This window comes from Nonomuraea sp. PA05 (genome assembly GCF_008086045.1).
GTDB lineage: Bacteria > Actinomycetota > Actinomycetes > Streptosporangiales > Streptosporangiaceae > Nonomuraea > Nonomuraea monospora.
In genome coordinates, this window is the sequence record NZ_VSEY01000005.1 from 351,715 (window position 1) to 367,134 (window position 15,420).

The 15,420-nt window shown below is 73.6% G+C and carries 13 protein-coding genes; 7 read left to right on the forward strand and 6 right to left on the reverse strand.

The features are described 5' to 3' along the window. Nucleotides 1-121: 121 nt before the first annotated feature. Nucleotides 122-835 (forward strand): SDR family NAD(P)-dependent oxidoreductase, encoded by a 714-nt coding sequence (locus tag FXF51_RS10700; RefSeq protein ID WP_148434104.1) that lies wholly within the window; start codon nucleotides 122-124, stop codon nucleotides 833-835. Nucleotides 836-846: 11 nt separating this feature from the next. Next, the gene (locus FXF51_RS10705) at nucleotides 847-1,212 is read left to right on the forward strand and encodes an SgcJ/EcaC family oxidoreductase (protein WP_148434105.1); all 366 of its coding nucleotides are present in this window, start codon (nucleotides 847-849) and stop codon (nucleotides 1,210-1,212) included. 54 nt (nucleotides 1,213-1,266) lie between these two features. Here FXF51_RS10705 and FXF51_RS10710 read toward each other — a convergent pair whose 3' ends face one another. Both FXF51_RS10710 and FXF51_RS10715 read right to left on the reverse strand, forming a co-directional pair. Beyond that, complete coding sequence (locus FXF51_RS10710; RefSeq protein WP_148434106.1) at nucleotides 1,267-2,244, reverse strand: GNAT family N-acetyltransferase; 978 nt, start codon at nucleotides 2,242-2,244, stop codon at nucleotides 1,267-1,269. Beyond that, the gene (locus tag FXF51_RS10715; RefSeq protein WP_222871231.1) at nucleotides 2,241-3,224 is read right to left on the reverse strand and encodes a DUF2804 domain-containing protein; all 984 of its coding nucleotides are present in this window, start codon (nucleotides 3,222-3,224) and stop codon (nucleotides 2,241-2,243) included. Before FXF51_RS10715 ends, FXF51_RS10710 begins: the two co-directional genes overlap by 4 nt. A gap of 101 nt (nucleotides 3,225-3,325) precedes the next feature. On the opposite strand from FXF51_RS10715, the gene FXF51_RS10720 reads away from it, so the two are divergent. Both FXF51_RS10720 and FXF51_RS10725 read left to right on the forward strand, forming a co-directional pair. Beyond that, nucleotides 3,326-3,856, forward strand: coding sequence for a SigE family RNA polymerase sigma factor (locus FXF51_RS10720; protein WP_148434107.1), 531 nt, complete (start codon nucleotides 3,326-3,328; stop codon nucleotides 3,854-3,856). Further along, complete coding sequence (locus tag FXF51_RS10725) at nucleotides 3,853-4,935, forward strand: ABC transporter substrate-binding protein (protein ID WP_148434108.1); 1,083 nt, start codon at nucleotides 3,853-3,855, stop codon at nucleotides 4,933-4,935. Before FXF51_RS10720 ends, FXF51_RS10725 begins: the two co-directional genes overlap by 4 nt. Before the next feature lie 8 nt (nucleotides 4,936-4,943). Here the strand turns inward: FXF51_RS10725 and FXF51_RS10730 are convergent, their stop codons facing one another. Then, nucleotides 4,944-6,371, reverse strand: coding sequence for an MFS transporter (locus FXF51_RS10730; protein ID WP_148434109.1), 1,428 nt, complete (start codon nucleotides 6,369-6,371; stop codon nucleotides 4,944-4,946). 285 nt (nucleotides 6,372-6,656) lie between these two features. Between FXF51_RS10730 and FXF51_RS10735 the strand changes: the two genes are divergently transcribed. From FXF51_RS10735 to FXF51_RS10745, 3 genes are all read left to right on the forward strand, one after another. Further along, nucleotides 6,657-7,550, forward strand: coding sequence for a cation diffusion facilitator family transporter (locus tag FXF51_RS10735; RefSeq protein WP_148434110.1), 894 nt, complete (start codon nucleotides 6,657-6,659; stop codon nucleotides 7,548-7,550). A 125-nt stretch (nucleotides 7,551-7,675) separates the two neighbouring features. Further along, nucleotides 7,676-8,926: a sensor histidine kinase gene (locus tag FXF51_RS10740; RefSeq protein WP_148434111.1), complete on the forward strand. Its 1,251-nt coding sequence runs from the start codon at nucleotides 7,676-7,678 to the stop codon at nucleotides 8,924-8,926. Then, nucleotides 8,923-9,600 (forward strand): response regulator transcription factor, encoded by a 678-nt coding sequence (locus tag FXF51_RS10745; RefSeq protein ID WP_148434112.1) that lies wholly within the window; start codon nucleotides 8,923-8,925, stop codon nucleotides 9,598-9,600. Before FXF51_RS10740 ends, FXF51_RS10745 begins: the two co-directional genes overlap by 4 nt. Here the strand turns inward: FXF51_RS10745 and FXF51_RS10750 are convergent. The 3 genes from FXF51_RS10750 to FXF51_RS10760 form a co-directional block, all read right to left on the reverse strand. Beyond that, nucleotides 9,545-9,853 carry a helix-turn-helix domain-containing protein gene (locus FXF51_RS10750; RefSeq protein WP_187414294.1) on the reverse strand — a complete coding sequence of 103 codons (309 nt, stop codon included), beginning with the start codon at nucleotides 9,851-9,853 and terminating at the stop codon, nucleotides 9,545-9,547. The genes FXF51_RS10745 and FXF51_RS10750 overlap by 56 nt on opposite strands. Further along, a complete protein-coding gene (locus FXF51_RS10755; RefSeq protein WP_222871232.1) occupies nucleotides 9,850-12,591 on the reverse strand; it encodes a helix-turn-helix transcriptional regulator in 2,742 nt (913 codons plus the stop codon). Before FXF51_RS10755 ends, FXF51_RS10750 begins: the two co-directional genes overlap by 4 nt. 76 nt (nucleotides 12,592-12,667) lie before the next feature. Then, nucleotides 12,668-15,367, reverse strand: a complete 2,700-nt coding sequence (locus FXF51_RS10760; protein ID WP_187414295.1) for an AAA family ATPase — start codon at nucleotides 15,365-15,367, stop codon at nucleotides 12,668-12,670. Nucleotides 15,368-15,420: the final 53 nt, after the last annotated feature.

A 15,420-nucleotide genomic window follows, 5' to 3' on the forward strand; every position in this document is an offset into this window, starting at 1 on the left:
TTGATCCTCTCAGGTGGAAGGATCCCGGTCCTGCCGGAACTTTGACGTGACCCGGCACGCGGCCTAACTTCACTTACAAATAGACGACCGACCGTCTAGTGCAGAGTGAAGAAAGGCCATCATGAGCATGCAGCAGCAGAAGACAGCCCTCGTCACCGGCGCGTCCCAGGGCATCGGCGCCGGCGTGGTCGAGGCCTACCGCAAGCTCGGCTACGCCGTAGTAGCCGTCTCCCGCACCATCGCCCCCTCCACCGACCCCGGCCTCGTCACCGTCCAGGGCGACGTGGCCGACCGGGCCACCGCCGAGCGCGCGGTCGCCGCCGCGGTGGAGCGGTTCGGCCGCCTGGACACCCTGGTCAACAACGCCGGCATCTTCGTCGCCAAGCCGTTCACCGGCTACACCGGCGACGACTACACCGCCGTGCGCGGCGTGAACCTCGACGGCTTCTTCCACATCACCCAGCTCGCCGTCGCCCGCATGCTCCAGCAGGGCGGCGGCCACGTCGTCACCATCACCACCAGCCTGGTCGACAACGCCGACGCGCGCGTCCCGTCCGTGCTGGCCTCGCTGACCAAGGGCGGCCTGCAGGCCGCCACCAAATCTCTGGCCATCGAGTACGCCACGCGCGGCGTCCGCGTCAACGCCGTCTCGCCCGGCTCCATCAAGACGCCCATGCACCCGGAGGAGACGCACGAGACGCTGGCCGCGCTGCACCCGGTACGCCGGATGGGGGAGCTGAGCGACGTCGTGGACGCCGTCCTGTTCCTGGAGAACGCGCCCTTCGTCACCGGCGAGATCCTGCACGTCGACGGCGGCATGAGCGCCGGCCACTAGAGGAGAGCCCCATGAACACCGACACGGAAGCGATCCTGCGGGACGTGATGGACCGGTGGCGGGCCGGCGTCGACGGGCACCAGCCGCAGCGGATCGCCGCCCTCTTCACCGAGGACTCGATCTTCCAGGGCCTGCGCCCGTACAGCGTCGGCAGGCCCGGCATCGCCGCCTACTACGACTCCCAGCCGCCGGGGCTGACCGCCGCGTACCGCGTCGCCGAGGCCCGGGCCCTCACCGACGACCTCGTCCTCGGCTACCTCGCCGTCGACTTCTCCTTCACCGACCGGCCCACCCTGCACGTGTGGCTCGGTGTGCTGGTGCGCCGGACGGAGGAGGGCTGGCGCATCGCCCACTACCAGGTTTCCCATCTCGACTGAGGCGCCGGGGCCGCACGTCTTCCACCACGCGGGTCGCCCGGCCCGAGATGCCGGTCAGGGCCGGTGATCGGACGTGGCAGCCAGGCGTCCCCAGGTCGTGACCAGCGGCCGGTAGCCCTGGCGGGACCAGAAGGGCACGGACAGCGGGTTCGCGGCCATGTAGTGCACCAGCACGGTCTCGACGCCCGCCGCCGCCACCACGGCGTGGGCGTGGTCGGCGAGCGCGGCGCCGGTGCCCCTGCCCCGGCTGCCGGCCCGCGCGTACAGGGAGCCGACGTAGGCCACCGGCGAGGCCCGCACGGCGGACGCGATCCGTCCGGCGCGGGAGGGGTGGTGGATGGCGAGCATGCCGGTGACGTCGCCGTCCCGCTCGGCCAGCCAGCACCAGCCGTCGCCTCGGGTGAGCTTCTCCGCCAGCTCGGCCCGTGCGGCGGCGGCCGTCGAGGGCAGTGCCGGCGGCACCCAGCCGAACTGCGCCTCGTAGTCGATCAGCTCCAGGTAGAGGCGGCACATGGCGTCGAGGTCGTCCGCCACGGCCCGTCGCACGCCGGGGGACGGCGGGACGGCGGGCGTCCCGCGGGGCGGCTGACCGGCGGGTGAGGCGGGAGCGACGCGGACGGCGAGGATGGTGCGCGGTGCGAACCCCCGCCTGACCAGGGCAGCGACCGGCGCGGTGTCGCGGCTCGGCCAGTTCACGACAAGCCCGGCGTCCACCCCGGCGCCGAGACCGGAAGGCCGCAGGTCGGGGTTGGAGGTCCGGTGGTCGGGGTCGGGGGCTCGCAGGTCGAGGCCGGAGATCCACCGGTCGAGAAGGCGGCCGAGGGCGCCCGCCGGATCGTCGCCCGCCACCCTGGCCTGCAGCGCATGGGTGACCACCGGCCCCCACCGCACGGCATCGGCCCGGGTCACGGCCACCGAGGGCGCCCCGACGGCGTCCGGCACCTCGATGAGGTCGCCGTCGAGGGGCGCGACAGTGACGAGCGGGTCGGCGGCCCGCACCCGCGCGAGATGCCCTTCGACCACCTCCCTCACCAGCGCTGCCGGGCCTCCTCGGCCCACCCGGTCAGGCCGTCGAGGTCGATCCAGGCGCCGTCGTCGGCCTGCGCGCGTCCGCTGAAACGCCCGAAGCACTGGTGCGTCTCGGACCCGACCAAGCCCAGCTCCGTGCGGGCGATCTTCTCGTGGAACGGCGTGAACACCGCCTCCACCCGCGTGCCCGTGATCCGCCACGGCTTGAGCCAGTCGCCGCGGTCGTAGTGCCACGCCAGCTCCTCGCCGATCTTGTGCAGCCGCCCGTCGACGAACAGGGCGTTCTCCGTCATCCCGGTGCCGTCGGTCCACTTGCCGCCGAGCTGGACGGCCCGCCCCGGCGCGCTGCCCGCCGCCCAGTTCCACACGATGGAGTACGGCCACCGCCCGCGCCCGTGGTCGAGCACGGCGAAGGAGTCCCGTTCGCTCACCTCATGCTCGGCGTGCCCGAGCCGCAGCCGGCCGCGTACCGGGCGTCCGACGTCCTTGACCGTGTACTGGAAGCGGCCGGGACCCCAGGGCACCACGACACCGAGCGACTCGTGCCCGCCGGGCAGCGGGATGTCCAGCTCGACCTCGACGCCGGGCGCCACCGCCCGCAGCGTGCTGCCCCCGGGGTGCTGGTCGATGTCGATGGCCAGCCCGTTCGCGCGGGCCGACGCGGCGCCCTCGCCGCTGCGTTCCGGCATCACCGTGCCGCGCGCCAGCGGCACCACCACGTCCTTGGACGTCTCCTCGCCGGTCGCCCGGTCCAGCACGTAAAGGCCGTGCACGCCGGCGTAGTCGAGCGACGACGCCACCAGGCCGATCACGTGATCGGGCGTGACGACGCCCCAGTACTCCCAGCGTTTGGTACGGCCCCAGCCGCGCAGGTTGGCGCGGTGCAGCGGGCGCCGCGTCCAGCCCACCGCCTCCGGGTTGAGCCGCCCGCCGGGCAGGCACAGGTCGACGGGCGCCGTGATCTCCCGCTCGTGCGTCACCATGGCTGAAGGGTAGCGGCTCGCGTCCTGCGGTGATCGATCCCCGGCTCCAACCTTTCGGCGCTCCGGCAGCGTCTGGAGATTGACCGAATTGAGGAGAGACGTTGGATCGCAATGCCGGCTTCCGGGCGTTCGTCGATGCGCACCAGCGCTCGTTGCTGCGGCTGGCCTACCTGCTCACCGGCGAGGAGCATCTCGCTGAGGATCTCGTGCAGAGCGTGCTGGTCCGGATGATCGCGCGCTGGCCGAAGTTACGCCACATCGACAAGCTCGACCTGTACGCGCGCAAGGCCATGATGAACCAGTACATCTCGTGGCGCAGGAAACGTTCCTCCGATGAGGTGCCGAGCGCGGATCCGCCCGAACGCTCCCACTGGCCGGAGGACTCGGCCGTGCTGCGGATCGCCCTGCGTCAGGTGCTGATGCGGCTCACGCCCAAGCAGCGCGCGGTGCTCGTGCTGCGCTTCTTCGAGGACAGGACCGAGCGCGACGTCGCCGGCCTGCTGGGCTGCTCGGTCGGCACCGTGAAGAGCCAGACGCACCACGCCCTGGCGCGGCTGCGCGCGCTGGCGCCTGAGCTGGCGCCCAACCTTCCCGTCATCCGTCCGGCCGAGGTGAAGGAGACGCATCGATGACCTGGCTGAAGGACGCCTTCGAGCGCATCGCGGACGACATGCCGGAGCGGGATCTGGCCGCCCGCGCGATGGCGGTCCACCAGCGCAGGCGGCGTAACCGCACGGCGTTCGCCGCCGCGGCGGCCGTGGTCGTGGTGACGGCGCTGGCCGCCACGCTGGGCGTCCGCCTGCTGCCGGAGACGCCGCGGGAGCCGGCCGCTCCTGTCAAGCCGCCCGAGCAGGCCACGATCGAGGTCGGAGTCGTTCCGAGCACGGCGGCGGCGCCGCTGTTCGTGGCCGCCGCCAAGGGCTACTTCGAGCAGGAGGGGCTGACCGTGACGCCGCGGATCGTCATCAGCGGCGCGCACGCCGTGCCCAGGGTGGCCGCGGGCGCTGTGGATCTCACGCAGACCGATCATCTGGCGGCGCTGCGGGTGATCCGGGCCGGACAGCCCTTCAAGATCGTCTCAGGCCTGTACGAGCCGGGGCCCGGCACCACCGCGCTCGTCGTCAAGGCCAAGTCCACGATCAGGAGCGTGGCCGATCTCGAGGGGAAGAAGATCGGGGTCTCGTACCTGCGGAGCATGGAGGAGCTCGCGCTCGCCGGCCTGCTGAAGAAGGCCGGTCTGAGCCTGGACGACGTCAAGCTGATCGAGAGCCCGCTGCCCGACATGGCCATGCAGATGGCGAAGGGCCGGTTCGACGCCGCGCTGACGGTCGAGCCGTTCGTCAGCATGGGGGCCGGGCAGAAGCAGTGGCGGGTGCTGGCTGACCTGCTGACCGGCGACTTCGCGGATCTGCCCGGGCAGGCGTGGATGGCCTCCGAGAAGTGGATCGCGGCCAACCCCGCCACGCTGGCGGCCTTCCAGCGCGCGCTGGTCAAGGCGCAACGCCTGATCACGAGCGACCCCGGCGAACTCGAGGCCATCCTGCCGTACTACATCAGGATGACCCGCGAGGAGTCCGCCGCGATCAAGCGTGGCGCCTACACCACCGCGATCGACCTGCCAGGGCTGCGGCGGCTGGACGAGCTGGGGCGCCGGTACGGGTTCATGAAGGGCCGGTTCGACGTGAAGGAGGCCGTCATGACCTCCCGGTAGCCGTGCGGTCAGTGGTCGCGGGCCTCGTCGAGGACGCGGGCGGCCTCCCGCTCGTACGAGCCGCGCGAGGCCAGCACCACCAGGCCGCCCACCACCATGGGCACGATCAGCGCGTACATGGCGACGAGGAGGGAGCCGGAGGCGTCGGAGGCCATGCCGACGATGAGGGGGCCGAAGGCGGCGCCGATCGTCAGCAGGAACTGCAGGACGGCGAAGCCGACGCCCCTCGACCCGGCCCCCACGACGTCGGCGATGCAGGCCGTGCAGGTGGGAATGGCGGTGGAGGAGATCGTGACGGCGAACAGCAGGAGGATCACCAGCGCCACGGGGGAGTCCATCAGCAGGGCCGCGCCGAGGAGGGTCGAGCCGATGGTGATGCCGGAGCCGCCGACGAGCAGCCGGCCGCCCGGGTACCGGCCGTGCGCCCGCTTGCCGAGGGCCGAGCCGATGACGGTGCCGCTGAGCACGCCCACGATGGTGACGCCGCCGCTGATGCTGCTGGCCACGCCGGTCGCCATGCCGAAGTCGCGGACCATGAGGGACGGCAGCCAGAAGTAGACGCCGCCCAGGCCGAGGGTCAGGATCATCACGCCGAGCGCGACGAGGACCAGGGTGCGGGTGGCCAGGACCTGGCGGACCTGCGGCCAGAAGGGCGGCTTCACGGTGCCGATGGGGGCCGGATCGGCCTGTGGCGGACCGGCCTGCGGCGGCTCCAGCGCGCCGGGCGGCGGCGCCTGCCTGGGCACGGCGGGAACCGCGGCCCCGTCCGCACCCACGGTGGCGGTGGCCATGATCTTGTCGATCTGGCCGCGCTCCGGCTCACGCAGCCGCCACACGAGGATGGCGGTCAGCGCCCCCGGGATCGCCATCAGCAGGAACGCGGCCCGCCACCCGAAGGCCTGCCCGATGACGCCGCCCAGCAGGGTGCCGACGCCGCCCAGGTAGGTGGTCATCCGGGTCCACCCGTACACCTGCATGCGGGTCGCGGCGGGGTAGAAGTCGGCGAGCAGGCTGCCGACGGCGGGGTTGTCGATGTTCTCGCCGGCGGCGAGCAGTACCCGCATGACGTAGAAGGCGGCGAACCCGGTGGCCAGGCCGGAGCCGAGGGTGGCCAGCGCCCAGCAGAGCACCACGACCGCGATGATCCTGGTGCGGCTGTAGCGGTCGGCGAGGTAACCGGCGGGCAGCGCGACGGCGGCGGCGGCCAGCGCGGCGGCGGTCGGGATGGATCCGGCGGCGGTGTCGCTGAAGCCCCATTCGGCCTGTACCAGGGGCAGCACCCCGGACATCAGGTTGGCTTCGATGCGATCGACCATGCCGACGATGAACAGAACGATGAACGGTCCCCAGCCGTAGGGGTTGGGATCGGTGGCGGTGATGCCGCCTCGCGGCGGGGATCCGAGTTTGCGGCGTTCGCGGGCGACGGCCTTCACCATGACTTTCTCCTCGCGTCGGTGTCCCCCGTGGAGCATCGGACGTGGGGAAACAACCCCCGAACTCCGTTCTGGAACAGAGTTCTAGGAAGAGTGTCGTACATCACACTTCGTTTCACCAGTGTTAAGGCGCGTCATGTGAAACTTCTGGCGCGGCCACATCGGACGGCATCACCGCCTACCCGCGCCACATCCGCCCGGGCCAGATCGCGATGGCCCCGCCGGTCGGGGCTTGTGCCCGCCTCTTCCGGGTACTGGCCGGTTTTCGACGGAAGGGGCGGGACGAGGGTGAGCGGTTCTCAGGAGGCGACGCTGGCGGCGCTGGCGGCCAACGTCGGCATCGCGGTGACGAAGTTCGTGGCGTACGTCTTCACCGGGTCGTCGTCGATGCTCGCCGAGAGCATTCACTCCGTCGCCGACTCGGGCAACCAGGGGCTGCTGCTGTTCGGGCGGACGCGCGCCGCGCGCGAGCCCACCCCCGACCACCCCTTCGGCTTCGGCAGGGAACGATATTTCTACGCGTTCCTGGTCTCGGTGGTGCTGTTCTTCGGCGGCGGGCTGTTCGCGCTCTACGAGGGGTACGAGAAGGTCGTCCACCCGCATCCGCTGGAGAGCTGGCCGTGGGCGGTCGGGGTGCTGGTCGCGGCCATCGTCATGGAGGGCCTGTCCCTGCGCACCGCCGTGCGCAACGCGGGACGGCTGCGCCGTGGCCGGTCCTGGGCCAGGTACATCCGCGAGGCCAAGGCGCCGGAGCTGCCCGTGGTCCTGCTGGAGGACACCGCCGCCCTCGCCGGGCTGGCGCTCGCCCTCGTCGGCGTGACGCTGGCGCTGCTCACCGGCAACCCGCTCTTCGACGGCCTCGGCTCGATCGCCATCGGCCTGCTGCTGATCATCGTGGCGGTGACGCTCGCCAGGGAGACCAAGAGCATGATCATCGGTGAGTCGGCGGCGCCCGAGATCCAGCAGGCCATCGAGGACGTGCTGCGGGACGACGCCGCCGTCAGCGGGTTCACCCAGCTCCGCACCCTGCACCTGGGGCCCGAGGAACTGCTCGTGGCGGCCCGCGTCACCGTGGCGGACCCGGCGGGGGACGGGCAGGTGGCCGAGGCCCTGCGCGGGACGGAGCGGCGCATCCGCGAGCGCGTCCCGCTCACGACCGTCGTCTACCTGCAACCGGACTGAGTACTCCCGTTGGTGCAGGCGTACGGCGAACGGTGTGCACCCGGGTGACGGTGGATGGACGACGCGGCGGCGGAACGATCAGGCCTAGCGTTTCCGCCATCGAGCCGTCATCGGGAGGAAACACCATGAGCAAGAGAGCCGTCGCCACGGTCGCCGGGCTGATCGGCCGTCACGCCCGCTGGCCCCCGCACGCGGCCGAAGCGCCGCCACGACGCGACCCCGCTCCCGTCCGGCACCTCACCAGGATCACCGACGTCGCACTGGCCGCTGCCACCCTCGTCTTCTTCGTCACGGTGGCCCTCGCCACCGGCCTCCACGGCCGCTCGCTGACGCCCCTCGGCCCGTGGCACGGGCCGATCCAGCTCGGCCTGTTCCTGGGGGCGGTCCTGCTGGTCAGACGCCGCTGGCCGATGACCGTCCTGCTGCTGTCGGTCTGCGGGGTGCTCGCCTATCACAGCGTCGCCGGGCTGTGGTCTCCCGCCGGCTGGATCTGGCCCATCGCGGTGGCCTACTTCACCGCCGCCACCACGCGCCACGTGCGCTGGGTGGCCCTCATCGGCGTGGCGCAGCTCGCCTACTCCGCGATCGACGCCCGCTTCATCGTGGAGCGGAACGTCCCCCGCTACCTCATCCACGTCGCAGGGGAGGGGCTGCTGCTGGTGGTCCTCATCGTCGCCGGCCTCACGTACGCCGCCGCGGTGCGCTGGCGGGAACGGCTGCGCGAGACCGACGGCAGGGCGCGCGCCGCCGAGGAACGCCTGCGCGTGTCGCACGAGCTGCACGACGTCATCGCGCACACGCTGGCCCTCGTCGGCGTCCAGCTCAACGTCGCCGCCGACGCCCTGGACGAGGATGACCCGGCGGCGGCGGCCGAGGCGCTGCGCCTGGCCAAGGACGTACGGAACCGGGCGATGACCGACCTGCGCTCCCTCATCGCGACGCTGCGCGACGACCCCGGCGGCGACACCCACCCGCAGCCGGACCTGGACGGGCTGCGCGTCCTCGTCGCCGACGCCCGCGCCGCCGGCCTGGAGGTGACGCTGGACGAGCGCGGCGACCCCGCCGCCGTCCCCGCCATGCCCGCCATCGCCATCTACCGCGTCGTCCAGGAGTCGCTCGCCAACACGCTCAAGCACGCGGGCGCGAGCAAGGCGCAGGTGACGATCGACTACCGGCCCGGCTCGGTCACCGTCGAGGTCACCGACGACGGGCGCGGCTCCACCGACGTCACCGCGGTCACCGCGGTCACCGAAGGCCACGGCCTGGCCGGCATGCGCGAACGGGTGAGCGCGCTCGGGGGCACGCTCATCGCCGGGCCGGTCCCCGGAGGCTTCACGGTGCGGGCCGATCTCCCTGTGGCAGGCTCGTCGGCATGACGACCAAGGTGCTCCTCGCCGACGACCAGGCGCTCGTCCGGGCCGGCTTCCGCAGCCTGCTGGCGCGCTCCAAGGACATCACGGTCGTCGGCGAGGCCCAGGACGGCGACGAGGCCGTCCGGCTGGCCGCGAGCACCAGGCCGGACGTCATCCTCATGGACATCCGCATGCCGGGCACCGACGGGATCACCGCCACCCGCCGCATCGTCGCCGGTCAGGCCGTCCCGGGCTGCCGGGTGATCATTCTGACCACGTTCGACAGCGACGAGCACGTCTTCGCCGCCCTGCGCGCCGGCGCCAGCGGCTTCCTCACCAAGGAGGTCGAGCCCGCCGAACTGCGCCGGGCCGTCGCCGCCGTCGCCGCCGGGGACGCGCTGCTGTCGCCCGGGGTGACCCGCCGCGTCGTCGAGCAGTTCGCCCACCGGCAGGACCTCTCGCCCGGCGCGGGGCAGCGGCTGGCGGGGCTGACGTCGCGGGAGCTGGAGGCGGTCGAGCTGGTGGCGCTCGGCCTGTCGAACAACGAGATCGCCGAACGCCTGGTCATCAGCCCGCTCACCGCCAAGACCCACATCACCAGGGCCATCGCCAAGCTGAACGTCCGGGATCGGGTGCAGCTCGTCATCCTGGCTTACGAGAGCGGGCTGGTGCGGCCGGGAGGGCGGGCGTCCTCCTGAGATGCCGGTCGGTCAGCTCCGACCGGGCCGGCTCGATCAGGTCCTCCATGGTGCAGCCCAGGATGTCCAGCAGCGCCATCAGCGTGCGGAGGCTGAGCCGCTCCGGCTTCTCCGCCACCAGCCGGTACACCTGGCTCGGCGACAGGTCGATGCCCCGCTCGGCCAGCGGCGGGCGCAGGTCGGTGGTGGAGAACATGCCGCGCGCGGCCATCACCTCCCGCAGCCGCCACCGGTAGTCCAGCGCGTCGCTCACGAGACGCGTCCCAGCTCGCGGCGGGAGGCGATGCCCAGCTTGGCGTAGACCTTGCCGAGGTGGTACTCGACGGTCTTGTGGCTGACGTGCAGGTGGCCGGCGATCTCCTTGTTCGTCAGCCCCTGACGGACCAGCCGGACGATCTGCCCCTCGTGCGACGTGAGCCGGTCGCCGCCCCCGGCCGTGGGCAGCTCGCGCTTCGTCCGGCCGGCGAACCCCGCCATGCCCATCGCCGTGAACAGCTCGAACGCGGTGCGCAGCCGCTCCAGCGCCTCGCCCTGCCGCCCTTCCGCGCGCAGCCACTCGCCGTGGAGCAGGTGGGCGCGGGCCAGGTCGGCGCGCATGCGGGTCCGCCCGAGCCGGCGGATCGCCTCCTGGTACAGCCCGTCAGCCTCATCGCCCTGGGCCAGCAGCGCCCGCGACCGCGCCTCGATCCCGAGCGCCCAGTCGGTGCCGCTCGCCCGCGTGGCGGGAACGAGCCGGTCGAGCGTGCGGGCGGCGAGCTCCCGATCGCCGCTGCGGACGGCCGCCTCGATCAGCTCGACCGGCGCCCACTGCGCCGCCGCACCGGGCGACGGGTGGTGGGCACAGGCGCGCTCGGCGGCCACCTTGGCCTCCTCGTGCCGGCCGAGGCCGTTGTGGAGCACGGCCCTGAGCCACTGGGTGACCGCCACGGAGAGCCCTGAACCTTCGCTCATCAGCTCGTTCCGCCGCCCCTGCCAGGCCGCCAGGACGAGCGCGTCGCCCGCCGCCAGGCCGGGGGAGCCGGACCGCGTCCCGGCTGCGAGGGTGCGGATCTCCTCGTCGACGGATGCCGCCTCGTCCAGCCTGCCCTCGAAGGCGAGCAGCATGAGGCGCGTGCTCAGCGCCAGGGGCAGCAGGGCGAGCGCGCCCGTCTCGCGGATCACACGGACGTGCCGATCCGCCAGCTCGCGGCTCGACGTGTCGTCCCACAGGGCCATGGCGATGGTGTGGGCGGGCCGCGACCAGCGGAGCCGCTCCGCGTCGGGGACGTCCGCGCGCAGGAAGGCGGTCAGGGCCCGCCGCATGGGCGGTGCCGCGGTGGCGTGGGCCTGGGTGAGGTGCGCGGTCAAGGCGTCGAGCAGGAGGTCGGCGGTTCCGGGGGTGGCGGGCGGGGGTGGTGCTGTGCGGGCGGCCGATGCGATCTCCCTGAGGACGGGGCCTTCGGCGCCGAGCGCCGCCGACAGGGCTTGGAGGTGGGTGTCGCGGGCCAGGGCGGTGTCCAGGGGTTCGACGCGCTGGGCGACGCTGAGCAGCAGCGGGACGGCGGAGTGGCCGGGGTTCGTGATCACGGCGCGCAGGAGTTGCGCGTGGGCGAGACGCCGCTCGTCCAGTGGCCCGCCCTCGGCCGTGGCCAGCAGGGTCAGGGCTGCCGCTGGGGCGCCCGCCAGGTGCTTGGCCGTGGCGGCGGCCAGCGCGCGTTCGGCGCGTCGCCGGGGGCCGGGGGTCAGCGCGGCCGCGCGTTCCAGGAAGGCGGCGACGGCGGCCAGGCCGCCGCGGGACCGGGCGCGGGTGGCCGTGCGTTCGAGTTCCGCGGCGACCTCCTCGTCCGGGCGCGCGGTGGCGTGCGCGCGGTGCCAGGCGCGCCGGTCGGGGGCGGCGGTGGCGTCGGTCGCCTCCGCCAGGGCCAGGTGCACCCGGCGTCGCTCCTCCGGCAGGGCCGCCCGGTAGACGGCCGAACGCATGAGGGGGTGCCGGAAACGTACCCGGACATCGATGACGATCAGGTCGTTGGCGGCGCCGAGGGAAGAGACGCCGAGGCCGAGCCGGACGGCGGCCCGCCACAGCAGCGCCGGGTCGCCGAGCGGGTCGGCGGCGGCCAGCAGCAACAGGCGCCGGGTGGGGGCGGGCATGTGCCCGAGGCGCCGCAGGAAGCCGTCCTCCAGGTGGCCAGGAAGGGTGCTCGCGGCAGGGGTGCCGAAGCCGCCCGCCAGCTCCGGGCGGGTGTACTCGCGCACCAGCTCCAGCAGCGCCCTCGGGTTGCCGCGGGCCTCGGCGACCAGGCGTTCCCCGACCTGTTCGTCCAGTGGGCCGTGGACCGCTGAGCGGAGGAGCGCGCGGGCGTCGTCCGGGAACAGGCCCGCGACGTCCATCGTCGGCAGCCCCGACAGCTCGCTCGTCCGGTCGGCGTCGCGGAGGGCGAACACGCAAGCCACCGATCCCGTGCAGAGGCGGCGGGCGGCGAAGGCGAGGACCTGGGCCGAGGCGGGGTCCAGGTACTGCGCGTCGTCGATCACGCACACCAGCGGACGGTCCGCGGTCGCCGCCGCGAGCACGCCGAGCACCGCCAGGCCGAGGAGGAGGCGGTCGGGCGGCGGTCCTTCGCGCAGGCCGAAAGCGGTGTCGAGGGCGTCGCGCTGCGGTCCAGGGAGGGTGTCCAGGAGGTCGAGCATCGGCGCGCAGAGTGCGTGCAGCGCCGCGTACGGGACCTGCGACTCCGACCGGACGCCGGCGGCGCACACCACGCGGCAGTCGCGGGCCTGTGCAATCAGGTGGCCCAGCAGCGCCGACTTGCCCGCGCCCGCCTCACCGCGCACCACCAGCGCCTGGCTGCGGCCGGAACGCACGTCGGCGAGGAGCCGGTCGAGCCGCCCGCACTCGGCCCTACGGCCGGGCAGCCCGGCTGCGTGGCCGGGCGACCCGGTCTCGTGGCCCGGGGGTTTCGCATCCTCCAGAAGCTCAAGGCTCGACTCGCCCAGCACGTCCCCTCCCACCACGCTCCCAACCCCTGATGGTTGAAAACGGTACGAGTGAGGACACGGCGACTGCGTACGTAGGAGTACGTAACGTTCGTCAGAACGCCCGCTCGGCCATCATCGCGGCCAGCTCCCCCCGGGACTTGACCCCCACCTTCGGGTAGATCCGATACAGATGCGTCGTCACCGTTCGCGGCGACAGGAACAGCCGCTCGGCGATCTCCCGGTTGCTCAGCCCGTCGGCCGCCAGCCGCGCGATCTGCTGCTCCTGCGGCGTGAGCGCGTCGATGGCGTCGATCGGCTTGCGGCGGGACTCGCCGGTGGCGCGCAACTCGGTGCGGGCACGTTCGGCCCATGGCGTCGCCCCGAGGGCGTCGAACGCGGCGGCGGCGGCGCGCAGCAGGGGGCGCGACTCGGCCGCCTGGCGCTGCCTGCGCAGCCATCCGCCGTACGTGAGCTGCAGGCGCGCCCGTTCGAACGGCCAGTCGCGCAGGTCGGCGGCCAGCGCGTCGTCGTAGGCCGCGGCGTCGTCGGCCAGCACGGCCCGGGCGTAACGGAGCCCCGTGAGGAGGACGGGGGAGTGGCCGCGTGCGGCGATCGGGGTCAGCTCGGCCACCACGGCGGCCAGCTCGTCCAGCTCGCCGCAGTGCGCCGCCGCCTCGGCCAGGTGGCCGGCGAGGGTGAGCCGGACGTAGGGGTGGTAGGCGACGTCGGACGGGTCGAAGGCGCGCTGGAGGTGGCGGAAGGCCTCCTCGAAGCGGCCGGCGGCCAGCGCGTTCAGGCCGCGGACGCGTTGTGTCAGCGCCAGCATCGGATGCATGCCCGCCGAGAAGATGATCTTTTCGGCGGCGTCGGCGAGCTCGTCGGCGGTCTCGCCGTTGCCGCGCAGCGCCTCCGCCGCGCCGAGCTGCAGCCGGGCCTGCAGCTCCCACGTCGCGTGGCGGGTCTCCGTGGCCAGCGCGATGGCCTCCGAGGCGGTGGACACGGTGGCCCTGGTGTCGCCGGCGGCGGCCGCGTTGTAGGCCAGGCTGACCAGGGCCTGCGTCAGCGTGCCGATCCTGCCGTGCGCCCGCGCCTCGGCCGCGCTGGGCGCCAGAAAGGCGTTCGACAGCTCGTACGCCCCCAGCGCCGAAGCGGCCAGGCCGAGCTCGTAACGCTCACCCGGCGACACGCCCACGTCGTGCCGCAGTGCCGCCAGCCTCTCCAGGCAGGCCGCCCCCCGCTCGACCGGCGCCACCTGGGCCAGCGCGCACATCACCCGGACGTCGCCCGGCGGCGCGTCGATCAGCTCCGCGACGCGGACGAACTCCATCCGGATGTCGTCGTCCGGGTTGGACCAGTAGAACCGCAGGCTGATGTTGGTCAGCGACTCCAGGGTGAGCTCGACGTCGCCGGCGGCCCGCATGGTGTCGATCAGCTCGTTGTAGACGCGCAGCCGGCTGTTGCCGCTCCAGCCGGTGCCCAGGTACACCTCGCGGAACCAGGCCAGTCGCGCGCGTTCAGCCGGGCGCAGCCGGGACTCGTCCACCAGGCCGAGCAGGCGGCGGATCGCCTCGACGTCGCCCTGCTCGTCGGCCATCGCCGCGGCCCACAACAGCCTGCTGCCGCGCTTCTGCGGGTCCTCGCTGAGTTGCGCGGCCCGCTCCATGGCGGCGGGCCCGGTGGAGGCGGCCCGCAGGTGGCGGTTGCGGGTCGCCATCGCGGCCAGATCGTCGGCCAGCGCCTCGTCGGGGCCGGACGCGGCGGCGGCGCGGTGCCACACCCGCCGGTCGTCGCCGCTCACGACCGCCGCCAGGCAGGCGTGCGCCCGGCGCCGCCGCGCCGCGCCCGCCGACTGCCGCAGCGCCGAGCGCAGCAGCGGGTGGCGGAAGCGCAGCCGGTACTGCTCGTCCACGGCGACGAGGCGGCTGACCACGGCAGGCTCCAGGTCGTCGGCCGTGACCGGCCGGTCCTCCAGCCGGGACGCCGCCGCGAGCACCTCGTCCAGGTCGTCGCCGTCGTCCAGGGCCGCCACGAGCAGCAGCGCGCGCGTCGCCGGGGGCAGCTCGCCGACCAGCCCGGCGAACGTGCGCTCCACCCGGGCGCTGAGCGGGAGGCGCGAGGGCAGCAGGGCGGCGCCGCCGGAGCGGGCGGCCAGCCCGCCCAGCTCGACCAGCCCCAGCGGGTTGCCGGCCGAGACGGTGAGCACCCGCTCGCGCAGAGCGGGCGACAGGCCGGGGGCGACCTGGTCGAGCAGGGCGCCTGCGGGCTCCGGGGCGAGCGGCTCCAGCGGCAGCTCCGGCAGGGCGGCGGCGGCGAGCAGCCGGTCGACGTCGTCGCCGTCGCGCGCCGTCAGCACGAGCGCGACCGGGTCGGACTCCAGCCGCCTGGCGACGAAGGTGAGCACCTCCCAGCTCGCCCGGTCCAGCCAGTGCGCGTCCTCCACGGCCAACAGGACCGGCTCGCCGAGGCCGCCGAGCAGGGCGAGCACCTCGACGCCGACCAGGAAAGGCGACTCGCCGCCGAACCGGGATCCCGGCTCCGGCAGGCGGCGCAGCAGATGCCCGATCCCGGCGTACGGCAGCTCCACCTCCGCCTGCACCCCCGTGGTGGTCAGCACCCGCATCCCGCGCTCCCGCGCCATCGCGCACGCCTCGCCCCACAGCGCGGACTTGCCGATCCCGGCCTCTCCCCGCACCACGAGGGCGCCACCCCGGTGCCGGACGGCGTCGTCCAGCACGGCGGTCAGCGCTTCGAGCTGCCTCTCGCGCCCGACGAGCATCGGGGAGCCCGCGCGCGCAGAGTTTCCCGCGGCCACGCGCCCCCCTTCCCCCCGAAGACGCGTGAAGCGCGCCCCCCTTGCGTCTGACG